This window comes from Streptomyces sp. LZ34 (assembly GCF_053890475.1).
In genome coordinates this window covers 2366028-2391553 of sequence record NZ_CM132680.1, presented here as the reverse complement: position 1 = coordinate 2391553, position 25526 = coordinate 2366028, and the positions used below count along the sequence as shown (strand labels likewise).

The 25526-nt window shown below is 72.3% G+C and carries 22 protein-coding genes; 9 read left to right on the top strand and 13 right to left on the bottom strand.

The window, feature by feature from the left end; all coding sequences use genetic code 11:
* Positions 1-60 precede the first annotated feature (60 nt).
* Together ACWY4P_RS08625 and ACWY4P_RS08620 are read right to left on the bottom strand one after the other, a co-directional pair.
* The gene (locus tag ACWY4P_RS08625) at positions 61-3039 is read right to left on the bottom strand and encodes a PQQ-dependent sugar dehydrogenase (RefSeq protein ID WP_456209669.1); all 2979 of its coding nucleotides are present in this window, start codon (positions 3037-3039) and stop codon (positions 61-63) included.
* Between the two features lie 97 nt (positions 3040-3136).
* Positions 3137-5695, bottom strand: a complete 2559-nt coding sequence (locus ACWY4P_RS08620) for a beta-glucosidase (RefSeq protein ID WP_456209667.1) — start codon at positions 5693-5695, stop codon at positions 3137-3139.
* 431 nt (positions 5696-6126) lie between these two features.
* Here ACWY4P_RS08620 and ACWY4P_RS08615 point away from each other — a divergent pair, with 431 nt between their 5' ends.
* Positions 6127-9123 carry a glycoside hydrolase family 3 protein gene (locus ACWY4P_RS08615; RefSeq protein ID WP_456209665.1) on the top strand — a complete coding sequence of 999 codons (2997 nt, stop codon included), beginning with the start codon at positions 6127-6129 and terminating at the stop codon, positions 9121-9123.
* A gap of 94 nt (positions 9124-9217) precedes the next feature.
* On the opposite strand, the gene bioD is transcribed toward ACWY4P_RS08615, so the two are convergent.
* The 3 genes from bioD to bioB form a co-directional block, all read right to left on the bottom strand.
* Positions 9218-9931, bottom strand: a complete 714-nt coding sequence (gene bioD, locus ACWY4P_RS08610) for a dethiobiotin synthase (RefSeq protein ID WP_456209663.1) — start codon at positions 9929-9931, stop codon at positions 9218-9220.
* Between the two features lie 140 nt (positions 9932-10071).
* Entirely contained in the window at positions 10072-11388 is a 1317-nt protein-coding gene (locus tag ACWY4P_RS08605) for an adenosylmethionine--8-amino-7-oxononanoate transaminase (RefSeq protein ID WP_456209661.1), read from the bottom strand.
* A complete protein-coding gene (bioB, locus tag ACWY4P_RS08600) occupies positions 11381-12670 on the bottom strand; it encodes a biotin synthase BioB (RefSeq protein ID WP_456209659.1) in 1290 nt (429 codons plus the stop codon). Before bioB ends, ACWY4P_RS08605 begins: the two co-directional genes overlap by 8 nt.
* Before the next feature lie 243 nt (positions 12671-12913).
* Between bioB and ACWY4P_RS08595 the strand changes: the two genes are divergently transcribed.
* Positions 12914-14107, top strand: a complete 1194-nt coding sequence (locus ACWY4P_RS08595; protein ID WP_456209657.1) for an 8-amino-7-oxononanoate synthase — start codon at positions 12914-12916, stop codon at positions 14105-14107.
* 9 nt (positions 14108-14116) lie between these two features.
* Here the strand turns inward: ACWY4P_RS08595 and ACWY4P_RS08590 are convergent, their stop codons facing one another.
* Entirely contained in the window at positions 14117-14374 is a 258-nt protein-coding gene (locus ACWY4P_RS08590) for a DUF397 domain-containing protein (RefSeq protein ID WP_456209655.1), read from the bottom strand.
* A 9-nt stretch (positions 14375-14383) separates the two neighbouring features.
* Positions 14384-15253, bottom strand: coding sequence for a helix-turn-helix domain-containing protein (locus tag ACWY4P_RS08585; RefSeq protein ID WP_456209653.1), 870 nt, complete (start codon positions 15251-15253; stop codon positions 14384-14386).
* Between the two features lie 248 nt (positions 15254-15501).
* Between ACWY4P_RS08585 and ACWY4P_RS08580 the strand changes: the two genes are divergently transcribed.
* Positions 15502-15930, top strand: coding sequence for an ATP-binding protein (locus ACWY4P_RS08580; RefSeq protein ID WP_456209652.1), 429 nt, complete (start codon positions 15502-15504; stop codon positions 15928-15930).
* Here ACWY4P_RS08580 and ACWY4P_RS08575 read toward each other — a convergent pair.
* From ACWY4P_RS08575 to ACWY4P_RS08550, 6 genes are all read right to left on the bottom strand, one after another.
* Complete coding sequence (locus ACWY4P_RS08575) at positions 15863-16417, bottom strand: DUF6328 family protein (protein WP_456209651.1); 555 nt, start codon at positions 16415-16417, stop codon at positions 15863-15865. The genes ACWY4P_RS08580 and ACWY4P_RS08575 overlap by 68 nt on opposite strands.
* A 39-nt stretch (positions 16418-16456) precedes the next feature.
* On the bottom strand, positions 16457-17662 hold the full coding sequence (locus ACWY4P_RS08570; RefSeq protein ID WP_456209649.1) for a hypothetical protein: 1206 nt from the start codon (positions 17660-17662) through the stop codon (positions 16457-16459).
* Positions 17663-17734: 72 nt separating this feature from the next.
* Positions 17735-18133, bottom strand: coding sequence for a VOC family protein (locus ACWY4P_RS08565; protein WP_456209648.1), 399 nt, complete (start codon positions 18131-18133; stop codon positions 17735-17737).
* Positions 18134-18210: 77 nt separating this feature from the next.
* Entirely contained in the window at positions 18211-18684 is a 474-nt protein-coding gene (locus ACWY4P_RS08560) for a C40 family peptidase (protein ID WP_456209646.1), read from the bottom strand.
* Between the two features lie 891 nt (positions 18685-19575).
* Positions 19576-19884, bottom strand: a complete 309-nt coding sequence (locus ACWY4P_RS08555; RefSeq protein WP_456209645.1) for a hypothetical protein — start codon at positions 19882-19884, stop codon at positions 19576-19578.
* 6 nt (positions 19885-19890) lie between these two features.
* A complete protein-coding gene (locus tag ACWY4P_RS08550; protein ID WP_456209643.1) occupies positions 19891-20526 on the bottom strand; it encodes an ATP-dependent Clp protease proteolytic subunit in 636 nt (211 codons plus the stop codon).
* Between the two features lie 80 nt (positions 20527-20606).
* On the opposite strand from ACWY4P_RS08550, the gene ACWY4P_RS08545 reads away from it, so the two are divergent.
* The 6 genes from ACWY4P_RS08545 to ureG all read left to right on the top strand — a co-directional run bounded on the left by ACWY4P_RS08545 (position 20607) and on the right by ureG (position 25169).
* Positions 20607-20915, top strand: a complete 309-nt coding sequence (locus ACWY4P_RS08545) for a type II toxin-antitoxin system Phd/YefM family antitoxin (protein WP_456209642.1) — start codon at positions 20607-20609, stop codon at positions 20913-20915.
* A 320-nt stretch (positions 20916-21235) separates the two neighbouring features.
* Positions 21236-21538 carry an urease subunit gamma gene (locus ACWY4P_RS08540; protein ID WP_456209641.1) on the top strand — a complete coding sequence of 101 codons (303 nt, stop codon included), beginning with the start codon at positions 21236-21238 and terminating at the stop codon, positions 21536-21538.
* 15 nt (positions 21539-21553) lie between these two features.
* Entirely contained in the window at positions 21554-21865 is a 312-nt protein-coding gene (locus tag ACWY4P_RS08535) for an urease subunit beta (RefSeq protein ID WP_456209639.1), read from the top strand.
* Positions 21858-23579 carry an urease subunit alpha gene (locus ACWY4P_RS08530; RefSeq protein ID WP_456209638.1) on the top strand — a complete coding sequence of 574 codons (1722 nt, stop codon included), beginning with the start codon at positions 21858-21860 and terminating at the stop codon, positions 23577-23579. Before ACWY4P_RS08535 ends, ACWY4P_RS08530 begins: the two co-directional genes overlap by 8 nt.
* A 32-nt stretch (positions 23580-23611) precedes the next feature.
* Complete coding sequence (locus tag ACWY4P_RS08525; protein ID WP_456209637.1) at positions 23612-24328, top strand: urease accessory protein UreF; 717 nt, start codon at positions 23612-23614, stop codon at positions 24326-24328.
* 124 nt (positions 24329-24452) lie between these two features.
* Complete coding sequence (gene ureG, locus ACWY4P_RS08520; protein WP_456209636.1) at positions 24453-25169, top strand: urease accessory protein UreG; 717 nt, start codon at positions 24453-24455, stop codon at positions 25167-25169.
* Positions 25170-25526: the final 357 nt, after the last annotated feature.

The following is a 25526-nucleotide window of genomic DNA, read 5'->3' as shown; positions in this document are numbered from 1 at the left end:
GGCGCCGGGGGCGCCCTCATGCCTGAGCGCACTGTACGCGCCGCCTCGGGTGCTCGGGTGCTACGTGCCGGCGTTCGAGTTGCCGCGCAGCTTCACGTTCGCTGTGCTCGCGTTCTTGATCGCCGTCTCGATCTGGGCCATCGACGAGCCGGAGTCGATCCCGGGCACGGTCGCGGTATTCACCGCGTAGAGGGTGAAGGTGTACGGGTGCGTCGAACCGCCGGGACAGGGCCCGAAGTACTGCTGGGCGTTGGCGCCGCTGCCCATGGCCTTCTGCTTGGCGCCGTCCTGGCCGGGGACGTTGAATCCGGACCCCAGCGCCTCGGGCAGTGCCGGCTTGGCCGCCGGGATGTCCCAGATTGCCCAGTGGAGCTTGTTGCCGCCGTTCGCGACATCGGCGAAGACGATGGCCCAGCTGCGCGCGCCGGTGGTTCCGGCGCCCCAGGCCAGCGGGGGCGAGGGGTCCCGGCCCGCCGTTCCGTCCCCGGCGCAGGTGTGGCGCGCGGGGATGGTCGCGTTGTCGTTGAAGGCGCTGCTGTTCAGCTTGAACTCACCGGCGGTGTTGTCGTCCGAGTAGACGATGTCGATCCGCAGGATGCGGTCGTTGCCGTCCGTGCCGTCCTTGTCGGTCGAGGTGGTGAGCCAGATGTCGCCGTCGTGGTCGACCTCGACCGTGCGCAGCCGGTCGTAGGTCCCCTGGAAGTACGTCTTCTGCTCGACGAGGTTCGACGAGGAGTCGATCCGCATCCGGTAGACGCGCTTCCCCACGGTGGTGGCGACGAAGACATGGTCATTGATGATCGTCAGCCCGCTGGGCGAGGCCGAGGAGGTGGACCAGGTCTTCTTCGGCGCGATGTAGCCGGAGCCCGAGCAGTCGCCGCTGGTGCCCTCGCAGTTGGGCCAGCCGTAGTTGCCGCCCTTCTGGATGAGGTTGACCTCGTCCATGACGCTGTTGCCGAACTCGGACTCCCACAGACGGCCCTTGGAGTCGAAGTCCAGGCCCTGCGGGTTGCGGTGGCCGAGTGACCAGACGGCGTTGCCGAAGGGGTTGTCGGACGGGATCGAGCCGTCGGGGTTGATCCTGAGGATCTTGCCGTTGAGCGAGTTCCGGTCCTGCGCCCGCGACTCGGTCTGGGCGTCGCCCATGGAGGCGTACAGCTTGCCGTCGGGGCCGAAGCGCAGCCGTCCGCCATTGTGGTAGCGGCTCTTCTCCATGCCCTGAAGCAGCACCTTGTAGCCGCTGAGGGTGTTGTTCTCCAGCGTCATCCGGGCGATGCGGTTGCCTTCGCTGGAGGTGTGGACGAAGTAGAGGTAGTGGTCGGTGGCGAAGGTCGGGGAGACCTCGATGCCCAGCAGACCGCCCTCGCCGCCGGTGGTCTGGGAGTTGGGCACCTTGCCCACCAGGGTCTTCGTACCGGACTTGGTCAGCTTGTAGACGTTGAAGGTGTTGCGCTCGGTGAAGATGCCCGTGCCGTCGGGCAGGAAGCCGAGGCCCCAGGCCACGTCCACCCCGCTCGCGAGGGTGCTGACCGTGCCGGGGTCGGGGGTGCCGCCCGGCTGGCTTCCGGAGGTGGTCACCGTGATCTCGGGCGTGAAGGGGGACTTGTTGCCCTTGAAGTCGTACGCCCTGACCTTGAAGGCGTACGCGGTGTTCGGGCTCAGGCCCGCGACGCTGGTGGTGGTGGTCTCGGAGGTGCCGGACAGCGCGCCGTCGCGGTAGATCTCGTAGCCCGTGACCTTGACGTTGTCGCTGGACGCGGACCAGGCCAGATCGACGGTCGTGGCCGTCTTGGACGGGGAGGTCAGGTTGCCCGGGACGGTCGGCGGCTCGGTGTCCGGCGGGGCGGGCAGGGTCGCGATGGTGACGGCGTTGGACGCCTCCGAGGCGTTCCCGGCCGCGTCCCGGGCGAAGACGGTCCAGTCGTACGAGGTCTCGGGGGCGAGGCTCTCGACGGTCGCCGCGAGGACGTCCGCGCCGACCTTCTTCATCAACTGGCCGTGCTGATAGATGTCGTAGCCGGTGACGCCCACGTTGTCGGTGGCCGCGTCCCAGGCCAGCGAGACGGTGGTGGCCGTCGGCTCCTTGTCCTTGCGCAGGTTCGCGGGGGCGCTCGGCCGCTCGGTGTCGGCGGGGCCGGTCGGGGTGACGGTCAGCTTGTCGAGATTGGGGCCGTCGACGCCGGAGGTGGTCGCGCGGACCGTGTTGCCGCCGGCCTTGAGCGTGGCGTTCACGCTGACCGTCTTCCACGTGGTCCAGGCGCCGGTCGCCGGGAAGGAGAGGTCGTCGGCGACGGTGGCGCCGTTGACGGCGATGTCGAGCGGGCGGTCGGCGGTGGCGCCGGCGTAGCGGAAGTCGAGCCGGGCGGGGCCGGCCTGTGCGGCGTCGACGGTGAATTCGACGTACGCGCCCGTGACGACGTCGAAGTTCACGAATCCGGTGCCGGAGTGGCCCGCGTGGTTGGACTCGACGGCACCCTGGGAGATGTCCGCCGACTCGGCCTCGTAGTCCGTTCCGGCCGGTCCGTCGGCGGCGGTGACATCGACGTAGTCGAGGTTGGGCCCGCCCTCGGCCGCCGCCGAGGTCGTGCGGATGGTGTTGGCACCCGCCTTGAGGGTGACCGTGGTGGTCACGGACGACCAACTGGTCCAGGCGCCGGTGGCCGGGAACGCCAGGCCGTCCACCGCCTGCTCGCCGCCCACGGCGATGTCCAGCGGGCGGTTGGCGTCCGTGCCGTTGGCGTAGCCAAGGGTCAGGGTGGCGCTGCCCGCGGCCGGGGCGTCCACCGTGAACTCGACGTAGCTCCCGGTCTCATTGTCGAAGTTGACGAATCCGGAGCCGGAGTAGCCGTCGTGGTTGGACTCGGCCGCGCCCGCGGAGATGACCGCGGACTCGGCCTCGTACCGCACGGGCGCGGCGGCGACCGTCGCTCCGGAGGGCTGGGCCGCGCTGAGATTCGGCAGGGCGATGGCTAAGGCCGCGGTGGCCGCGGCCAGGAAGGCGCCGACCGCTCGGCGCGGTCTGCGGGGGATGGGTGCCACAGGGTTCCTCCCGGTCAGAATGATAGGAAAGATTCCTAACAGTGACACCCAGCGACGCGTTCACGTCAAGAGGCATGCAAGCGTTTGACGCGGGCGTTCACGCGTCATTGATCGACGTAACGCCGCTCAGACGGATGTCGCGCGAGGAGGATCCGACGTACACGGATCGCCGGCCACGCGGCAGCACCCAGTCCTTGCTCGTGGTGTCCCAGTACGACAACTGCCGTTCGTCGATCTCCAGGCTGACGCGACGGGATTCTCCGGGCTTCAGCTCCACGCGCTGGAAGGCCGCGAGGGTCCTGACCGCCGTCTCGACCGGCGCGCTCGCGGGCGCCCCGGCGTAGACCTGGGCGACCTCGGCCCCCGTGCGGCGGCCCTGGTTGGTGAGGGTGAACGACACCGTCAGGCCGCGCCCGTGGCGGTGGACGGAGAGCCGTGAGTAGCCGAACCGCGTGTAGGACAGGCCGTGTCCGAAGGGGAAGAGCGGTTCGATGCCGTGCTTGTCGAAGTGGCGGTAGCCGACGAAGATGCCCTCGCTGTACGTCACCGTGTGGTCGACGCCGTAGTAGCGCTCGGGGTGGGCCGGGTCGAGGACCGGGTGGTCGGCCTCCTTTTTCGGATACGTCATCGTCAGCTTGCCGCCGGGGTTGGCGCGACCGAGCAGCAGGTCGGCGGTGGACCAGCCGCCCTCCTGGCCGACGTATCCGGCGAGCAGGATGGTGCCGATCTTGTCGCGCCAGGGCATGGTGACCGGGTCGCCGGCGTTGAGGACGACGACGGTGCGGGGGTTGGCGTCCGCGACCGCCTCGATCAGCTCGTCCTGGTGCAGCGGCATGGTCAGGGTCGTACGGTCGCCGGAGCCGCCGGTGGTTCCGCCGGAGCCGTTGAAGGCGAAGACGACCGGAGTGTGCACCCTCTTCGCCAGCCGGGCGGCGGCCGCGATGTCGGCGGCGCGCTGCTCGGGGGTGACCCAGGCGAAGCGGACCTGGACCGGCCCCCGGTCGTGGACGGTCTCCGCCCAGCCGGTGGCGGTGACCTTCACCGAGTAGGCCCGGCCCGCGGTGAGTCGAGCCGTGGCCATGCCGTTGTCGAGACCGTCGGTGGTGGGCACGATGCTCGACCACTTGCGTACGAAGTTGTCGCGGGACGAGGCGGCGGAGGCGATCTGGGTGCCGTCGAGGGTGAGGGTGACGGCGCCGCCCCAGCCCTGGATCTTCAGGGCGTACTCGCCGGTGGTGGGCGGGGTGAGGGTGCCGGTCCAGGTGTAGGTGGAGCCGGTCGGGAGGGCGTTCGCCCCCGTGTGGTCGATGTTCGGGTCGGTCACGCCGGAGGCGGGGGTGAGCACCGAGGCCGGGACGGCCCTCCCCGTGAGGTCGACGCCGACGGAGAAGGCGATGTCGGCGCCCGAGGTCCGCTTCAGCGCGTCGAGCGGACCGATCATGCGGTCCTCGAATCCGTACGCGCGCTCGCCCGCGACCGACACCGCCACCTGCGCGGCCGTAGGACCGATCAGAGCGAGGGAGCCGAGCGCCTCGCGGGACAGCGGCAGCCCACCGTCATTGGCCAGCAGCACCGCACCCTGGGTGGCGACCTCGCGGGCGACGCGGGCACCGGTCTCGATGTCGACGGTCCTCGGCGCGGGTTCGCGGCTGCCGTCGAGGAGGCCGAAACGGTCGTACTGCCCGAGGAGCCGCCCCACGGCCGTGTCCAGCGCTGACTCCGGGATCGTGCCGGCCTGGATCGCCGCCTTCAACGGATCCCCGAAGAAGGATCCGTCGGGCATCTGCATGTCGAGTCCGGCCTCGACGGAGATGCTGTGGGTGGCACCCCAGTCCGAGGTCACGAACCCCTCGAAGCCGAGCTCGCCACGGAGGATGTCGGTCAGAGTCGGCTTGTGCTCGGCGTTCCACTCGCCGTTGAGATGGTTGTAGGCCGCCATCACCGACGAGACCCCGGCGCGGACCACGGCCTCCCAGGCGGGAAGGTAGAGCTCGTGCAGGGTGCGGTCGTCGACCCGGAAGTCGTAGCTGGTCTCGGGGGTCGCCCGGTCGAACTCGTGCAGGCGCTGGTTGTTGGCCAGGTAGTGCTTGGCCATGGCGAGCATGCCCTGCGCCTGTACGCCGTGGATCTGGGCGACCGCGATGGCCGAGTTGAGGAAGGGATCCTCGCCCGCTTGGTCCTTGTTCCGGCTGAAGTAAGGGGCCCGGGACAGCTCGATCTGCGGGGCCAGCAGGACGTCCATGCCCAGTGCCCGTCCCTCGCGGCCCATCACTTCGCCGTATTCGCGGGCCAGGCGGGGGTTGAAGGCGGCGGCCAGGGTGGATACCGGCGGCAGTCCGGTCGCTGACGCGGCCACGTTGACGCCTGCCGGGCCGTCGGACAGCCGCAGCTCGGGTATGCCCAGGCGGGCGATGCCCGGGACGTACCCGGCCTGGCCGAGTCGCTGCGGGTCGGTGGCGCCGTGGACCAGGGAGATCTTCTCGTCGAGGGTGAGTCGAGTGAGCAGGTTCCGTACGCGCTTCGAAGCCGCGGCCGCGGGGGCGGCGGTCGCCAGCGGCCCCGCGGCCGCCAGGAACGCGAACGCGGCAGCCGTACCGCCCAGTCGCCTGACCAGTTCACGGCGACTTGGACCTTCAGGTCTCTTACTGAACGACACGGTCATCACCAACAGCCCTTCTGAGGAGTGAAGTTAGCCGCGCGGAACGACGGCATGCGGGATCCGTTCGCACGGCGGTAAGATCCGGGTCCCGTAATCCGGACAAATGCTGAAGTGATCACGCGTGTCAGCTCCCTGGCACGTGTGCCGAGTGTCGATCATTTGAAATTGAGTGGTCAAGATCCGTGATGGATGTTGCTCGTGATTTCTCGTCATGAGTTTATGAATTGAACGCACGCGAAGGAGCCGCGATGCCATGTCAGCGAAGACAGCGAAGACAGCGAACACAGAGCAGACAGAGCAGACAGAGCAGACAGCACGGAAGACGCGGAGCCACGGCGGCGTCGCTCATCGCCGGGGCCGTCGTCGCCGCGTTACTGCCCCTCACGGGAGGCGGCGCGGCCGCGGCCGACGAGCCTGTGCCCGTCCCCGTGGACCGCTTCGAGGGAGAGGTGCCGTTCGCCTCGCCGCCCGCCGAGGCAATCTTCACCTGGGGCGGCGACGCCGACGACCAGCCCGCCCTGAAGCTCGTGGAGCGCGCCGACGCCCCCGAGGGGGCCAAGGTGCTGGAAGGCTCGTACGACATCAGCGGCTGGGGCGGCTTCACTCACGACTTCGCCTTCGACCGGCCCGCCCACGACTGGTCCGCCGCCAAGGGCATCCGCTTCTGGTGGTACGGCCAGAACACCGCGCCCCTGCCGCCCGGCTCGGGCAAGCGGATCAACTTCGAGATCAAGGACGGCGGGGCCAACGGCGAGGCCTCCGAGCTGTGGACCGCCTCCTTCACCGACGACTGGCAGGGCTGGCACCGCGTCGAGATCCCCTTCTCCGACTTCCGGTACCGCACCGACTACCAGCCGGTCGGCGGCATCGACCATGTTCTGGGCCTCACCGGGACCTGGGGCTACGCGGTCACCCTCCCGGCCGGTCAGAAGGGCCGGTTCGCGTTCGACGGGGTCGAGCTGTACGGGAAGGCCGACGGTTCGCTCGCGGCACAGGTGGTCACCGACGCCCCCGTCCACCCGGTCAAGGAGGGCGCGACCGCCCGGGTCAAGATCTCCGTCGCCACCACCGGCTCCGTGCCGATCGACGAACCCGTCACCGTCGACTACGCCACCGACGCGGACGGGGGCACCGCCACCTCCGGTGAGGACTACCGACCGGTCGAGGGCAGCGTGACCTTCCCGGCCGGCACCGCCTCCGGCGCCTCGCGCACCGTCGAGGTCGTCACCGCGAGGGGCGGCGGCGCCGAACCGGCCGAGACCATCCCGCTCCGGCTCACCGTCTCCGGCGCCAAGGCCCCCGCCGAGCCGCCGCGGGCCGTGATCGACGTGCATGGGCTGCCGTATCTCGACCCCGAGCTCCCGGTGCGGCGCCGGGTCAAGGACCTGCTCTCCCGGATGTCGCTCGAAGAGAAGGCCGGGCAGATGACGCAGGCCGAGCGCAACGCGCTCGCCCCGCCGGGCGACATCGCGACCTACGGTCTCGGCTCCCTGCTGTCCGGCGGCGGCTCGGTGCCCACCCCCAACACGCCCGAGGCCTGGGCGCGGATGGTGGACGCCTTCCAGCTGCGCGCCCAGGCCACCCGCTTCCAGATCCCGCTGGTGTACGGCGTGGACGCGGTCCATGGCCACAACAACGTCGCCGGATCGACGATCATGCCGCACAACATCGGCCTCGGCGCGACCCGTGACCCCCGGCTGGCCGAGAGGACCGGTGCGGTGACCGCCTCCGAGGTGCGCGCCACCGGCGTCCCCTGGGACTTCGCGCCCTGCCTGTGCGTGTCGCGCGACGAGCGGTGGGGACGGGCGTACGAGTCCTTCGGCGAGGACCCGGCGCTGGTCACCGCCATGGAGACGGTCATCAAGGGCATGCAGGGCTCGCCCTCGGGCAAGGACCTGGACCGTTCCGACAAGGTGCTGACCACCGCGAAGCACTTCGTCGGGGACGGCGGCACCGCGTTCGGGTCCTCGACCACCGGCAGCTACACCATCGACCAGGGCGTCACCAAGGTCACCCGCGAGGAGCTGGAGAAGGTCCACCTCGCGCCGTTCCGGGAGGCCGTGGACCGCGGGGTGGGCACGGTCATGCCCTCGTACTCCTCGCTCGACATCCTCGGCGACGGGCGGGCGCCGCTCAAGACGCACGCCGACGGCGCGATGATCAACGGCGTGCTGAAGGACCGGATGGGCTTCGAGGGCTTCGTCATCAGCGACTGGCAGGCCATCGACCAGATCCCCGGGGACTACCCGAGCGACGTCCGCACCTCGGTGAACGCCGGGGTGGACATGATCATGGTGCCCACGGCGTACGCGGACTTCCGCACCACGCTCGTCGACGAGGTGAAGGCCGGCCGGATCAGCCGGGCCCGGATCGACGACGCGGTCTCCCGCATCCTGACGGCCAAATTCCGGCTCGGCCTCTTTGAAAAGCGGTACGCCGACAAGGCTGGCAACGCCGATACCTCGAACCTCGACCGGATCGGCTCGGCAGGGCATCGGGCCGTCGCCCGCGAGGCGGCCGCGAAGTCACAGGTGCTGCTGAAGAACGACGGAGGGGTGCTGCCCCTGAAGCCCTCCCAGAAGGTGTACGTCGCCGGGTCCAACGCCGACGACCTCGGCAACCAGACCGGCGGCTGGACCATCACCTGGCAGGGCTCCTCCGGCCGGAACACCGAGGGCACCACGATCCTGGAGGGCATGCGGAAGGCGCATTCGCCGATTGGGGGGACCGGGGGCTCGGCCATCACCTACTCCAAGGACGCCTCCGCCCCGACGGCCGGACACGACGTCGGGGTCGTGGTCGTCGGCGAGACCCCGTACGCCGAGGGGGCGGGCGATGTCGGCAACGGCCATGACCTGCGGCTGTCCGACGCCGACCAGGCTGCGGTCGACCGGGTGTGCGGCGCCATGAAGTGCGCGGTGCTGATCGTCTCCGGGCGTCCGCAGCTCGTCGGCGACCGGCTCGGCGACATCGACGCCCTCGTCGCGTCCTGGCTGCCCGGCACGGAGGGCGACGGCGTCGCGGACGTCCTGTACGGCAAGCGGGCCTTCATCGGGCAGCTGCCGGTGACCTGGCCCAGGTCCGAGGCGCAGCTGCCGATCAACGTGGGCGACGCGACGTACGACCCGCAGTACCCGTACGGGTGGGGGCTGACGACGTCGGCCCGCGCACCCGGTGAGGACGGCGCGAAGCGCCTCGGGGAGCTGACCGCCGAGGCGAAGGCCGCCCGGAAGGCGGGGCGCGCGGACTCCGCGCGGGGGCGTGCGATCGCGACGGCCGCGCGGCTCCTGGTCCAGGACCGGGTCGGTCAGAAGATCACCCCAGCGGTGGCGAAACCCTTCGCCGAGGCGGACCATCTGCTGCTCAGCGGGGACGTGGTGGGGGCGCTGGGGAAGTTGACGGCGGCCTATCGCGCCGCGGGGTGAGGTGGCCGGGTGAGTCGGCGGGGCGTACGCGATCATCGCGTGCGCCCCGCCGCACGGTCAGCACGGCACGGTCAGCACGGCACGGTCAGCACAGTCAGCCCTGCGCCGCGGCGAACCGCTCCGCGCTCCAGGTCCCGTCGAGCTCGGGGGCCAGCCACCCGGGGGCCGCGGCGCGGAAGCCGAGGGGCGGGAGGGCCGCAGCGCCATGGGGGAGGGCGCCCAGCAGGGGAGCGCCCGCCGCCTCCGGCAGGTCCGCGAGGTTGCAGCGGTCCGCGAGACCCGGGGCCTTGGGCCAGCTGCCGATGACGACGCCGGGGCAGTCCAGGCCCCGGGCGCGCAGCGCCTCCGCCGTCAGGGTGGTCGTGTTGAGCGTCCCCAGGCCCGCGTGCACGACGACCAGCACGGGCGCGCCCAGCAGCCGGGCCGCGTCCGCGAGCGTCGCGCCCTCCTCGTCAAAGCGCACCAGCAGCCCGCCCGCGCCCTCCACGAGCACCAGGTCGTGCTCGGCGGCCAACTTCCCCGCCGCCTCGGCCACCTCGTACGGGCGCACCGGGGCGTGGCCGGCCCGCCGGGCGGCGGTGGCCGGGGCCAACGGCTCCGGATAGCGGGCGAGTTCCGCCTGCGTGACCGCCCCCGCCAGCCGCGCCACCTCCGCGGCGTCCCCCGGCTCGTCCTCCCCGACCCCGGTCTGCGCCGGCTTGAGCACCGCCACGGACCGGCCGGCGGCCAGCGCGGTGGCGGCGACCGCCGCGGTGGTGATGGTCTTGCCGATCTCCGTGCCGGTGCCGGTGATCACGAGTACGGGCATGTGGTCGCGCCTTTCGCTGTCGTGCGGGTACGGGTTCTGTCCACGGAGGGGTTGAGGCCGGTTCGGCACCGCCGGGCGGTCCGCCGGACCGGGCGGGTGCGGTCCGCCCTGGCCGGGGGCGGCCCGGTGTCCCGTCCGCATCAGCCCGCGCGGGCCGCCGCGTGCAGGGCCGCGCAGATGCGGGTCACGTCGTCGTCGCTCGTGATGTACGGCGGCATCGTGTACAGCAGGTCGCGGAACGGCCGCAGCCATACGCCCTCACGTACCGCCGCGCGGGTCGCGGCCGCCATGCCTGCCTCGTCGAGGGCGTGGTCGAGCTGGACGACGCCGATGGCGCCGAGGACCCGGACGTCGCGTACGCCGGGCAGTGCGGCCGTGGCGGCCAGGCCGTCCCGCAGTCCCGCCTCGATGCGCTTGATCTCCTGCCGCCAGTCGTGGCCGAGCAGCAGGTCGATCGAGGCGAGCGCGACGGCGGTCGCCAGGGGGTTGCCCATGAAGGTCGGGCCGTGGGCGAGCACCGGGAGCTCACCGCGCGAGATGCCGTCCGCCACGCGTGGCGTGCACAGCGTGGCGGCGAGCGTCAGATAGCCGCCGGTGAGCGCCTTGCCCAGGCACATCACATCGGGGCTGACGCCCGCGTGTCCGGCCGCGAAGAGTTCACCCGTGCGGCCGAAGCCGGTCGCGATCTCGTCGAAGACCAGCAGCACGTCGTGCTCGTCGCAGGCCTCGCGCAACACCCGCAGCAGGCCGGGGGAGTGGAAGCGCATCCCGCCCGCGCCCTGCACCACCGGTTCGACGATCACCGCGGCGAGCTCGTGCGAGTGGCGTGCGACCAGGTCGCGCAGATGCGCCTCGTACGCGGGGTCCGGCGGGGCGTCGTAGCCGGGCGGGGGCGCGTCCGCGAAGATCTGACGGGGCAGCAGGCCCGACCACAGGTGGTGCATGCCGCCGTCCGGGTCGCACACCGCCATCGGCTGCCAGGTGTCGCCGTGGTAGCCACCGCGCCAGGTGAGCAGCCGCCGCTTGGCGGGGCGGCCCAGCGAGCGCCAGTACTGCAGGCACATCTTGACCGCGACCTCGACCGAGACCGAGCCGGAGTCCGCCAGGAAGACGTGTTCGAGCGGCTCGGGGGTGATCTCCACGAGGCGGGCGGCCAGCCGTACGGCGGGCTCGTGGGTGAGCCCGCCGAACATGACATGGCTCATCCGGTCCAGTTGGCCGCGCGCCGCGTCGTTGAGCACCGGGTGGTTGTAGCCGTGGACGGCGGACCACCACGACGACATCCCGTCGACCAACTCCCGTCGGCCTTCCGCCGGTTCGGCCAGGCGCAGCCGGACTCCGGCGGCGGACTCCACGATCAGCGGGTCCTGGCGGCCGGGCATCGGTCCGTACGGATGCCAGACGTGCCGCCGATCCAGGGCCAGCAGCTCGCCGGGCGTCAGCAGCGGCTCAGGCATTGGGCGGCAGGTCCGTGCCCGCGCCGCGGCGGCGCACGGCGACCAGGTCGGTACGGGCGCCGGCGGCCGGCGCGGCGGCGGGCGCGGGCTCGGCTCCCGCCGCGGCTCCGGCTCCCGCCCCCGCCGCGGCTCCCGCGCCAGCGGTGGGCACCGCCGCGGGCGCGGCGTCGCCGCACGGCGCGCAGCCCCCGCCCGCCGAACCGCAGCCCGCGCCCACCGCCTCCGCATCAGAACCGCCGTGCGAACCGCAGCCCGCCCGGGCCGCCGCGAGCGCGTCGGCCCGGTGCGTGGGCAGTGTCGTGGTGTCCGTGCCCTCCACCTCGAAGCCGGCGTCGGCGATCATCGCGAGGTCGTCCTTGCCGGCCTGGCCCTCGGTGGTCAGATAGTCGCCCAGGAAGATCGAGTTCGCCAGGTGCAGCGCGAGCGGCTGGAGCGAGCGCAGATGGATCTCCCGTCCGCCCGCGAGCCGTACCTCGACGTCCGGGCAGACGAACCGCACCATCGCCAGGATCCGCAGACAGCGCTGCGGGGTGAGCTGCCACTCCTCGGCGAGCGGGGTGCCCTCGATGGGGATGAGGAAGTTGACCGGGACCGAGTCGGGGTCCAGCGCGCGGAGCGAGAAGACCACGTCGACCAGGTCCTCGTCCGTCTCGCCCATGCCCGCGATCAGCCCGGAGCAGGCGGACATGCCCGCCGCCTGGGCCTGCTGGACGGTCGTCACCCGGTCGGCGTAGGTGTGGGTGGTGGTGATGTCCCCGTATGTGGCTTCCGAGGTGTTGAGGTTGTGGTTGTACGCGTCGGCGCCCGCGTCCCGCAGTCGCGTAGCCTGCCCGTCGGAGAGCAGACCGAGGCAGGCGCACACCTCGACGCCCTCGTGCTGCTCCTTGATCGCCTCGATGGTCCGGGAGACCCGCTCCACGTCCCGGTCCGTCGGGCCGCGCCCGCTGGCGACCAGACAGACCCGCTTGGCGCCGCCTGAGACTCCCGCGCCCGCGGCGGCCGCGGCCTCGTCGGGCTTCAGCCAGGTGTACTTGAGGATGTCGGCGCGCGAGCCGAGCCGCTGCGAGCAGTACGAGCAGTCCTCGGGGCACAGCCCGGACTTGAGGTTGACCAGATAGTTGAGCTTCACCCGCCGCCCGAACCAGGCGCGGCGCACCTTGCCCGCCGCGGCCACCACGTCGAGCATGTCGTCGTCGGCGGTCGCCAGCACGGCGAGGGCCTCTTCTCGGGTCGGCAGCTCGCGCCGCAGCCCCTTGTCCACCAGCGTGTTCAGCAGCTCCATGGCGCCGATCCTGCCCTGCCCCAGGGCCCGGGGCAAAGGAGGGACCGCACAACACCACTCGTTCCAGGTGTGTGTATTGCCACACCCTGCCCATGCATGGACGCCGCTACGTTCTATCGGGACCCGACAGTTGGCGCCCGCCGAGCGGCGGAGCCGGCTGCATCGCCACGCGGCGGAGCCGCAGACTGACACAGCCGGCTCTGCCGCGTGGCGATTGCAGTGGACGGAAGGCAGGGACGGCATATGCCCCAGGAACGCCAGGACGACCCGTTCGAGTGGATCGACGAGCAGAGCGAACGGCGGAGCCGTGCTGGACTCGTCCGTACGCTCAACCCCCGCCCCGCCGATTCCCCGCTGCTCGACCTCGCGGGCAACGATTACCTGGGCCTGGCCAGGCACCCGGAGGTGACGGCCGCGGCCGGCGCGGCGGCGGCCCGCTGGGGGGCGGGCTCGACCGGGTCCCGGCTGGTCACCGGGCACACGGAGCTGCACGCGGCGCTGGAGGCGGAGCTCGCCGCGTTCTGCGGCTTCGAGGCGGCCCTGGTGTTCTCCTCCGGCTACGCGGCGAACCTCGCCGCCGTCACCGCGCTGAGCGGTCGCGACGCCCTGGTCCTGTCCGACGCGGGCAACCACGCCTCGCTCATTGACGGTTGCCGGCTGTCCAGGGCCGAGGTCGCCGTCGTCCCGCACGCCGATCCCGAGGCGGTACGCAAGGCCCTGGAGACCGCCCTTGACGCCGAGGCGACGGCCGGGGGCGCCGGGCGGCCGCGCCGCCGCGCGCTCGTGGTCACCGACTCCGTCTTCTCCGTCGACGGCGACGCCGCACCGCTGTCCGGCCTCGCCGCCGCCTGCCGCGCGCACGGCGCGGCCCTGGTCGTGGACGACGCGCATGGCTTCGGCGTGCTCGGGGACGGCGGGCGCGGCGCGCCGCAGGGAGCCGGGCTCGCGGGCGCGCCCGACGTGGTCGCGACCGTCACGCTCTCGAAGGCGCTGGGAAGTCAGGGCGGGGCCGTCCTGGGACCGGCCCGGGTGATCGAACACCTGGTCAACTCCGCCCGCACGTTCATCTTCGACACCGGCCTCAACCCGGCCGCCGTAGGCGCCGCCCTGGCGAGTCTGCGCCTGCTGGGCCGCGAGCCGGAGCGCGCCGCCCGCGCCCGTGCCGTGGCCACCGGGCTGTACGAACGGCTCACCGCCGCCGGGCTGAGCGCGGTGCGGCCCGACGCGTCGGTGGTGTCGGTGCGGGCCCCCTCGCCCGAGCGGGCGGTGCGGTGGGCCGCGGACTGCCGCGCGGCCGGGCTGGCCGTCGGCTGCTTCCGCCCGCCGTCCGTCCCGGACGGGATCTCCCGGCTGCGGCTGGCGGCCCGGGCGGATCTGACCGACCAGCAGATCGAGAAGGCGGCCGACGCGATCGTACGGACCGCGCCGACCGCCTGACGGCTCAGCTCAGCTCTGCTGTCGGCGCGTGGCTCCGCCGGTGTCGAGCGCGCTGCCCCGGAGTGCGTCGACGAACGTGATCCAGACCTCCGGGGCGAACAGCAGCGCGGGGCCGGCTGTGTTCTTGGAGTCGCGCACGGCCAGCAGGCCGGGCGCGAGTGAGGCCGTCTCCACGCAGTTGTTCATTCCGGTGCTGTAGCTGCTGCGCCGCCAATGCGCATCGCGCAGTGCCGAATCGCAGGGTAGGGACCAGGACGTTGTGGACATGGTGCCCCCTCAGGCGCCGCCCCCGATTTTGGTGATGAAGGTCAACGATTCCTTGACGGTCAGGGCGTTGGTCCGCAGCGTGTCGAACGCGGTGCTGTACGCCCGGAGGTCTTCTTTCCGTTCCAGGTAGAGGCTACTCGTCAAGTGGTCGAGAACAACAACATCGAGATCAGTAATGTGCGAAAAGGAAAAAATAATGAAAGGACCAGTGATGCCAATGGGCATTCCGGCCGAGAACGGCAGTACCTGCAGCCGCACTTGCGGCAGCTCCGCGACCTCGGCCAGATGCCGCAGCTGAGCCGCCATCACCCCGGGCCCGCCCACCTCGCGCCGCAGCGCCGCCTCGTCGAGCACCGCGTGCAGCCGCAGCGGCCGCGCCCCGCGCAGCACCGACTGACGCGCGATCCGCACCTCCACCAGCGTGTCCACCTGCGGCGGGGGCAGAGCCGGCAGCGCCGCCCGGGTCACCGCCCGCGCGTAGTCCGGGGTCTGCAGCAGGCCCGGCACCACCGTGGTCTCCAGGGTGGACGCGGCCGAGGCCTCCGACTCCAGGCTGATGAAGTCCCGGTAGGCGGGCGGCAGCAGATCGCGGTACGCGTACCACCAGCCGCGCCGCGACCCCTCCGGATCCGAGGCGCCCCCGCCGCACAGCGCCTCCAGCAGGGCGCGCAGCTCCGGGTCCGCGACCCCGTAGACATCCAGCAGCCGCGCCACATCGGACGGTCTCGCGCCGCTGCGCCCGGTCTCCAGCCGACTCACCTTCGACTGGTGCCAACCCACCCGGCGCGCGGCCTCGCCGCTGGTGAGTCCGGCGAGATCGCGTAGGCGGCGGAGTTCCGCACCGAGCTTGCGGCGGCGCACCGCAGGGCCGTACCGCATGACATCCCCTTTCGCTATTCTCTCGAATTCCCGGTCGCCAGTGTGCCGCTCAAATCCGGTCTTCCGTAGCAGAGTTCACCGTTTCGAGCGACAGATATATGCATAACTCGGTGGATCGCACCCGTTGTGCGGTCCATCGATGGCACTCTGACGCTAGAGCCGCCGGGGCTGCCCATGACTTCACTGGCTTGGCATTACCACTCGCACGCGTCCGCAGCCGCGCCCCGACGGGAAGGGACAGGGTCGCCATGGCTGACCACCAGGAAGCATCCGTCACTCTGCCGAGCGCGCCGGTGTCGGTGACCGCGGCGCGAAGATATGTGACGAGCGTGCTGACCGAATGGGGTCTGCCGACGGACGCGGAGACCGTCGGCATCGTACGGCTCGTCGTCTCCGAACTCGCCACCAACGCCGTCCAGCACACGATGGGCCAGTCGCCCACCTTCACCGTGGATCTGCGGCTGGAGCACGAGGAGCGGCTGAGCATCGGCGTCACCGACAGCCACCCCAGATGGCCCAAACGGCTGCCCCCCGCCACCCATCAGGACAACGGCCGGGGCCTGTTGATCATCCGGTCGCTGGCCGCGGAGTCGGGTGGCGAGGTGTCCGTCATTCCGACGCCCGAGGGCGGGAAGACCGTCTGGATCGCGCTGCCCTGGACCGTCCCCGTGGGCTGAGCGGGTGCCTCCCGATCAGCCGGGGCAGCAGGCCCCACAGCCCGCAGCACACGGCCAAGGTGCCCGACGCGGCGGCGATCCCCGGGCCCCGCCCCAGCACGACGTCCACCACCAGCAGCACCGACCCCGTGAAGGCCAGCGCCAGGAAGCCGAGCCCGACGGTCGCCAGCCGGGAGGAGACGTCGACGATCCGGTGCTTGGCGCCCCGCCGGAACAGCGCGCGGTGGATGGCGGCCGGAGCGGTGAACAGCGCCGCGGCGACCACCGCCAGCAGCAGGGTGGCGATGTAGGTGCCGCGCTGCACGCTGTCCAGGCTGCCGAACCGCTGGGTGAACGCCAGCGTCAGCAGGAAGGCGAACAGGATCTGCACCCCGGTCTGGGTGACTCGCAGCTCCTGTAGCAACTCGGCGAAATTGCGGTCGTCACGCTCCAGCGCGGTCTCGTGGCGGGCCGTGAGCCCACCCGCGCGTCCACCCTCCTCGTTCATGACCTTGCGGGTTACCGCGGCGGCTCGAAGTACGCGGGCTCACAGGACGCGCTTGACTCCGCCCGTGGCGCCGCGGGCCTCGGCCAGCTCCCGTATGCGCCCGAACACCGGCCCGGCCGCCGGGCTGATCAGATAGTGCGGCATATCGCCGCGCTCGATCACGCCGTACGGGCTGGTGCCCATGAGATACGAGGAGTAGAGGATCAGCCCGTCGGGCCGCCGTACGTCGACGGCCAGCGCAGAGAACCCCGGGAACTCGTCCGTCTGGTACACCCGCAGCCCCTCGGCCTCGGCGCCATAGCGCTCCTTGAACCGGCCGAACCGCTCCAGCGAATCCTTGATCTTCCTCGTCATGTCCTCCTGGTACTGCCGCGCCAGCGTGGCCGCGGCGTCCGAGGACGGGTCGAGCAGAAAGCAGCTGTAGACGCCGCCCCGGCGCAGCAGGCCGAGGACCGCGTCGCGATAGCGGGCCGGGCGCTCGGTGGTGACCAGCCGGCCGGAGGAGGTGCGCAGCGCCGTGCCCATGTCGAGGACCTCCTCGGACGCCGCGTCCAGCAGCCGCGCCTTCTCCTCGGAGCTCGGCCGCTCGGGATACGCGTGGACCGCTGTGCCCCCGTCCAGCCCGCGGCTCGCCAGCCAGGCCTTGGCCGCCCGCTCCGGGCCGCCGTCCCCGGCCATCAGATAGACGCGCTTGCCCTCGTGGCTCCCCACGGGCGCGAACTGCTCCGCGTACGGGCCCGCGGTGCGGTACACGTCCTCGGAGATCGCCAGGCAGTCCCGGGGGGTCGCTTTCTCCAGATGGGCGGCCAAATTGATGTCGGGGGAGTGGATGGTGCCGGTCCGCCCCTCACCGGTGTGCTGGATCGTCCCCTTGTGCACGGCCATCCGCAGATGCAGCTCGCCGCCCACGCCCGCCCGCGCGAACTCGTCCCGCAGATGGAGCAGGTCCAGGGTGAGGAAGGTCCTGGCCGCCTCCAGCGCGACATCGCGGGCCACGCTCTCGCTGTCGTCATGGACGGCGAAGAAGCCGCCGTCGCCCCGCCAGCTCCACACCCCGCTGCGGGCGCAGCGGCGCTCCGCCGCCTGCTGCGCGAGCCGTGTGCGCATGCGCTCGCGCAGCAGGTCGAAGGCGTGGGCGGCGCGGTCTCTCGGGTTCGACAGGACGATCGTCGAATACCCGGCCGTGTCGATGAAGACCAGGTACACATGGTCGTAGGTCCGGTCCGCCTGGAACTGCTCGGTCACCACAAGCCCCCTCCTGCTGCCGACACCGGCCACGCTACGCGCGTTGGCGCGGGTGTCGAAGACGTCGTTGCGTCACATCGGTTCCACCAGGCCCCGCTCGACGGCGCTGCGCTCGACGCAGAACTCGTTTCCCTCGGGGTCCGCCATCACCACCCAGCCGAGCCCGTCCTCCGTGCGCCGGTCGTCGACGGCCTTCGCGCCCAGCGAGAGCAGCCGCTCCACCTCGGCGTCCCGCGTGCCCGAGGGCGGCTGGATGTCGAGGTGGACGCGGTTCTTGACGGTCTTGGCGTCCGGCACCCGCAGGAACAGCAGGCCCGGGACGCCGGTCTGGTTCGCGGAGAGCAGGACCTCGTCGTCGTCCGGCGCGGAGTCCTCCAGCACATACCCGGTCAAGGCGGACCAGAACTGAGCCAGGGCGTACGGGTCATGGGCGTCGAAGGTGATGTTCCGGACCGGGTTCAGATATGACATGTGACCCCTTACGGTGATGGACGGACTTTCCCGACCCCGTCAACGTACCCGCGCCTACTGACAGTCGGGCCTCTGCGTCAGCGCACCTTGCCGTACCAGACCTTCTTGGTCCAGAGGCGCTCCAGCCGCACCACGGTCCCCGGCTTGGGCGCGTGCCAGATCCGGCCGCGCCCCGCGTACAGGCCCACGTGGTAGACGCTGCTCCCGGAGTGGAAGAACACCAGGTCGCCGCCGTGACGGGAGGCGGCCTTGATGTGACGGGTGCGGTTGTACTGCGAGGCCGCGGTGCGCGGCAGCCGCTTTCCGGCCCGCTTGTACGCGTACTGGGTCAGGCCCGAGCAGTCGAAGCGGTTGGGGCCGGCGGCCCCGTATTTGTACGGGGCTCCCTTCTTCGAGGCGGCGACCTGTAGCGCCTTCGCGGCGGCGGATGCCGCATCGGCCTGCTGCGGAATCACCGGCCCCGCTATGGGGCCGCCGACCGCGGCGACGGTGAGGGCCGAGACGGCGCCGGCCCGGGATACGGCTGCAGGGACTCGTATGTGCGCATTCATCGCGCACCCCCTTCGTCTGCCGGGGCCCGCCCGACCCAGGCCGGCCAGGCGCCCGGCGCGGCGGGTCCTGTCGTCCCTGGGATGGTGCCGCAGCCCGGCATGGATGCCGAGCCGGGCGGGCTTTGTGAACTCGTTCACGATTGCCCTGTTCGGGTGAACGCCCCCATCCCCGGCGGGTTCCGCCCCGGAGCCCGCCGGGGATGGGGCAGTGCCCCGGTTCCCGGAGGGCTCGGCCGAGGCGGGAAGCCGGGGAGGCTGCGGAGGCCGGGGAGACCGGGGAGACCGGCGGGAGGCGAAGGGCGCCGCCCGCCACCCGCGCAAGCGGGGCGGCGGGGGCGCCGGGGCCGGGTTGCGCCATCCGGGTGACCCGGGGCGCGGCGCGTCTGCCGCGCACCACGGGTGAGCGGGCCCGCCACGTACTGCGCGTGAGCGCGCCCGCCGCGCACCATGGGCGGGCGCGTCTGCTGTGCGTCCCGCGTGAGCGTGCCCGCCGGCCATCATGGGTGAGCGCACCCGCCGCGTGCGACGCGCGAGCGCGTCTGCCGCGCACCACGGGTGAGCGGGCCCGCCACGTACTGCGCGTGAGCGCGCCCGCCGCGCACCATGGGCGGGCGCGTCTGCTGTGCGTCCCGCGTGAGCGTGCCCGCCAGCCGTCATGGGTGAGCGCGGCCGCCGTGCACCACGGGCGAGCGGGCCCGCCACCTGCTGCGCGTGAGCGCGTGTGCCGTGTACTACGGGTGAGCGCGTCTGCTGTGCGTCCCGCGTGAGCGTGCCCGCCGGCCATCATGGGCGAGCGCGCCCGCCACGCACTACGCGTGAGCGCGTCTTTCGTGCGTCCCGCGTGAGCGCAGCCGCCGCGCGTCCCGCGCGAGCGGCCCCGCTTCCCCTGTGTCAGGGCGCAGACGTCGGGGGAAGCGTGACGCGCTCGGTGCGGCGTTCTCCGTCCAGTACGCGCAGGGCCCGCTCCAGTGTCGTGGCATGCAGCCGGCTCTCGCCCCGCTCGTGCATCAGCGCCAGCGCGTCTCGAAGGGCGGCGGCCTTCCCCACCAGGGCCTGTGCGGCCCGCAGCCCCGCGTAGGTGTCGTTGCCGCGGGCCGGGTTGATCCGGCCGAGCAGGTCGACCGCGTCCAGATAGCCGTCCACCAGCGCGCCCTCCGCGCGGGTGAGCGCGGGCAGCGGGGGCAGTTCAGGTGGCAGCACGGCCGTTCACCTCGCGCCGCGCAGCGCCTGCGGGCGCTTACGGCTCTCGGTGAGCCGGTCCACGAGCCCGTACGCCACCGCGCCCTCCGCGCCGAAGATCTTGTCGCGTTCGATGTCGGAGCGGACGCGCTCGGCGGTCTGCCCGGTGTGCCGCACCAGCAGCTCCTCCAGGAGGTCGCGGGTGCGCAGCATCTCCTTGGCCTGGAGCTCCAGATCGGAGGTCGTGCCCTGGATGGGCTCGCTGAACGACGGCTGGTGGATGAGGACCCGCGCGCCCGGCAGCGCGAAGCGCTTGCCCGGGGCGCCGGCGGCGAGCAGTACGGCGGCCGCGGAGGCGGCCTGGCCCAGGCAGATCGTCTCCACGTCGCACGTGACGAAGTGCATCGTGTCGTAGATCGCCGTCATGGCGGAGAAAGAGCCGCCGGGAGAGTTGATGTACAGCGAGATGTCCTGGTCGGGCCCGGCGTGCTCGAGGTGGATGAGCTGTGCGATCACGTCGTTGGCCGAGGTGTCGTCGACCTGGGTGCCGAGGAAGACGATGCGCTCGGACAGCAGCTTGGAGTACGGGTCCATGGTGCGGACCCCGTTGCTCGTGCGCTCGGTGAACTCGGGCAGGACGTAGCGCGCCGTCGGGCGTTCCATCGCGTCACCTCTCGGTGTCAGGTGGTGATCGGGCGTCCGTAAAAAATGTACAGGACGTACATCCCGTTATGATGGGGAGCATGGCCTACGAGATTCCGGTGACGCAAGCCCGAGCAGAGCTCGCGGAGCTGATCAACCGCGTTGTCTACGGCGGCGAGCGGGTGGTCGTGACGCGGCACGGAAAACCGCTCGTGGCCCTGGTCTCGGCCGATGACCTGCGGCGACTTGAGGAGATCGAGGCGAGCGAGGCGGGCGCGGAGGAGCAGGTGATCAGCACGGTCTCGGCCGTCCGCCCGGCGGCGTCCGCTCCCAGCGAACGGCGGCGGTTCGGCATCGCGGCGGAGCACCGCGGCCCGGACGCCGGGGACCGGCGGCGCGGTCGCGGCTGAGGCGGTCGCGGCCGAGGCGGTCGGGGCCGAGGCCGGTGGGGCGTCGCGGCGGCGCCCCGGTGCCGCGCGAGCCGTTCGCCCTGCCCACCCCGCGCTCTGCCCGACGCGGCCCGACCTGACCCAACCCCGCCCCGGCCCCCGGTCACACCCATCACAGCCGTCGCAGTTAACGCTGTGGAAACGCCGCGGAACTAGCCTTCCGAAACCGGGTGCGAGCCGCCCTGGGCCGCAGGTGAGCGGGCGATTCTCCCCCGGGCGAGGGACCGGCGCCCACCACCGCGGACGACCCCGCCCGACGGGACGAGTGTGAGGTGGTAGGCGTGCAGTTGACCCCGCACGAGCAGGAACGATTGCTCATCCACGTGGCTGCCGACGTGGCCGGGAAGCGACGGGCCCGCGGAGTTCTCCTCAACCACCCGGAGGCCGTCGCGCTGATCACCGCGCACATCCTGGAGGGCGCCCGCGACGGCCGTACGGTCGCCGAGCTCATGTCCTCGGGCCGCGAGGTGCTCACCCGCGAGGAGGTCATGGAGGGCGTCCCGGAGATGATCCACGACGTCCAGGTCGAGGCCACCTTCCCCGACGGCACCAAGCTCGTCACCGTCCACCAGCCCATTGCCTGACGGAGGGCGCCTTCCGTGATACCCGGAGAGATCCTGCACGCGGACGAGCCGATAAGCCTCAACGAAGGCCGTCCCGTCACCCGCCTCACCGTGCTCAACGCCGCCGACCGGCCCGTCCAGGTCGGCTCCCACTACCACTTCGCCGAGGCGAACCCCGGCCTCGACTTCGACCGCACCGCCGCCCACGGCAAGCGCCTGCACATCGCCGCGGGCACCGCCGTGCGCTTCGAGCCCGGCATCCCTGTCGAGGTCGAGCTGGTCCCGATAGCGGGCGAGCGCGTCGTACCCGGGCTGCGCGGGGAAATCGGAGGCTCTCTCGATGACTGAACTCAGCCGCGCCGCGTACGCGGATCTCTTCGGGCCGACCGCCGGCGATCGTATACGGCTCGCCGACACCGACCTCCTCATCGAGATCGAGGAGGACCGCGCCGGCGGCCCCGGGCGCGCCGGGGACGAAGCGGTTTTCGGCGGCGGCAAAGTGATCCGCGAGTCCATGGGCCAGTCCCGCGCCACGCGCGCCGAAGGCACCCCCGACACCGTGATCACCGGCGCCGTGATCCTGGACCACTGGGGCATCGTCAAGGCCGACGTCGGCCTGCGCGACGGCCGGATCACCGGCATCGGCAAGGCGGGGAACCCGGACACCATGGACGGAGTCCACCCCGACCTCGTCATCGGGCCGGAGACCGAGGTCATCGCGGGCAACGGCAAGATCCTCACCGCCGGGGCCATCGACGCCCACGTCCACTTCATCTCCCCGACCATCGCCGACGAGGCACTCGCGGCGGGCATCACCACCCTGGTCGGCGGCGGCACCGGACCCGCCGAGGGCACCAAGGCGACCACCATCACGCCGGGCCCCTGGCATCTGGCCCGGATGTTCGAGGCACTGGAGGGCTGTCCCGTCAACATCGGGCTGCTCGGCAAGGGCAACACCGTCTCGCGCGAGGCGATGTACTCCCAGCTGCGGGGCGGCGCCCTCGGGTTCAAGATCCATGAGGACTGGGGGGCCACCCCCGCCGCCATCGACGCCTGCCTGCGGGTGTGCGAGGAGAGCGGCGCCCAACTCGCCATCCACACCGACACGCTCAACGAGGCGGGCTTCGTCGGCGACACACTCGCCGCCATCGCCGGGCGCTCCATCCACGCGTACCACACCGAGGGCGCGGGCGGCGGGCACGCGCCGGACATCATCACCGTGGTCTCCCAGCCGAACGTGCTGCCCAGCTCCACCAACCCGACCCGCCCGCACACCGTCAACACCGTCGAGGAACACCTCGACATGCTGATGGTCTGCCACCACCTCAACCCCGCCGTCCCCGAGGACCTCGCCTTCGCCGAGTCCCGCATCCGGCCGAGCACCATCGCGGCCGAGGACATCCTGCACGACCTCGGCGCCATCTCGATCATCTCCTCCGACTCCCAGGCCATGGGGCGGGTCGGCGAGGTCGTGCTGCGCACCTGGCAGACCGCGCACGTCATGAAGCGCCGGCGCGGCGCCCTGCCCGGCGACGGCCGCGCCGACAACCACCGGGCACGTCGCTATGTCGCCAAATACACCATCAACCCGGCCGTCGCCCAAGGCCTGGACCGCGAGATCGGCTCCGTGGAGACCGGGAAGCTCGCCGATCTGGTGCTGTGGGACCCGGCGTTCTTCGGCGTCAAGCCGCAACTGGTCATCAAGGGCGGACAGATCGCGTACGCGCAGATGGGCGACGCCAACGCGTCCATCCCCACGCCGCAGCCGGTCCTGCCACGTCCCATGTTCGGCGCGATCGGCCGCGCCCCGGCCGCGAACTCGCTCAACTTCGTCACGCGGACCGCGCTCGACGACGGCCTGGTGGAGCGGCTCGGCCTCGGCAAGCGGTTCGCCCCGATCCGCAGCACGCGCGGCGTCACGAAGGCCGACATGCGGGAGAACGACGCCCGCCCGCATGTCGAGGTCGACCCCGACACCTTCACGGTGACCATCGACGGCGAGCCGGTCGAACCGGCCCCGGCGACGGAACTGCCCATGGCCCAGCGCTACTTCCTCTTCTGAGGTTCTGAGGTTCCGAGGTGTATGTGCAGACCATGCCTGTGCCCGAGGACGCGAGCACTTCCGGGGGCGGGCCCGCCGCCCGGGCGGCGCTGCTCGTCCTCGCCGACGGCCGGTTCCCCGCCGGAGGCCATGCGCACTCCGGGGGCGCCGAGGCCGCCGTCAAGGCGGGCCGGATCCGGGACGCGGGGTCCCTGGAGGAGTTCTGCCGGGGCCGGCTGCACACCGCCGGGCTCACCGCGGCCGGGCTCGCCGCCGCGGCCGCCGCCGGGCTCGACCCGCTGGTGCTCGACGAGGCCGCCGACGCCCGTACCCCGGCCCCCGCCCTGCGCGCCACCGCTCGGCGGCTCGGCCGCCAGATGATGCGCGCCGCACGGGCCACCTGGCCCGGCCCGGAGCTCGACGCCCTCGCCACGGCCCGCCCGCGCGGCGTCCACCAGCCGATCGTCCTCGGCCTCGCCGTGCGCGCCGCCGGGGCGAGCCCGCCGGACGCCGCGCACATCGCCGCGTACGAGTCGGTCAGCGGGCCCGCGACCGCCGCCGTACGGCTGCTGAGCCTGAACCCCTTCGACGCCACCGCCGTGCTGGCCCGCCTCGTCCCCGAGCTCGACCAGGTCGCGGCACAGGCCGCCGAGGCGGCCCGACGGGCCCTCGACGAGGGCCCGGACGTGCTGCCCGCCGCCTCCGCGCCGCTGCTCGACATCACCGCCGAAGCGCACGCGGCCTGGCCCGTACGCCTCTTCGCCTCGTAGGAGCCGCAGCAGCCGCAAGCCGCAGCAGCCGCGGGGGAACCGCGGCGGAACCGCGGCGGAACCGCGGTAGCGCCGCGGCGGCGCACCCCATCCGAGCCCCGCCCCCGAGCCATCCGGAGCCGTCATGCATCTCGACGACCATCTCGACCACGCCGGCGCCTACCCCCAGCGCCACACCTACAGCGCCGCCGACCCCCGCCGCCCCGACGGCACCCGCCGCGCCCTGCGCATCGGCCTCGGCGGCCCGGTGGGGTCCGGGAAGACCGCGACCGTCGCCGCGCTGTGCCGCGCGCTGCGCGACGAGCTGTCGATCGCCGTGGTCACCAACGACATCTACACCCGCGAGGACGCCGAGTTCCTGCTGCGCAACGCCGTCCTGCCGGCGACGCGCATCACGGCCGTGGAGACCGGCGCCTGCCCGCACACCGCGATCCGCGACGACATCTCCGCCAACCTCGAAGCGGTCGAGGACCTCGAGGACGCCATCGGCCCGCTCGGCGGCCTCGACATCGTCTTCATCGAGTCCGGCGGCGACAACCTCACCGCGACCTTCTCCAAGGGACTGGTCGACGCCCAGATCTTCGTCATCGACGTGGCGGGCGGCGACGACATCCCGCGCAAGGGAGGGCCCGGCGTGACCACCGCCGACCTCCTGGTCGTCAACAAGACCGACCTCGCGCCCTACGTCGGCTCCGACCTGGAGCGCATGGCCCGTGACGCGCGCGTCCAGCGCGGCGACCTGCCCGTCGCCTTCACGTCCCTGGTCGCCGAGAACGGCGTCAAGCCGGTCGCGGACTGGGTGCGCGAGCGGCTGGCCGACTGGACGGCGGCCCGCGCGTGACGCCGCCGCCTCCGCCGGACGGATGCGGCCCGCGGGCCACGGCAGCCCCGGCCGCGGGCCCCCCGCCCGGCCAGCGAGGCCGACGCGCCCCCGCCCCGACCGCCGGCGCGGACGCAGAACGCGTTGCGGCAGGGGGACCGGTCGCGGCGGCGGGCGTGCGTCCCGCCGAGCGAGGCGTACCCGCTGCCGCGCCAGGCGCACGGGCGGCCGAGCGGCCCCTGCCCGCCTCGGCGGGCGGCGTGCGGCCCGCGGTGTCGGGCGTACCCGTCGCCGCGGCGGACGTGGGTCCCGCCGTCCCAGGCGTACCCGCCACTGTGTCGGGTGTTCGGGCGGTCGCGTCGGGCGTACCCGCCCCGC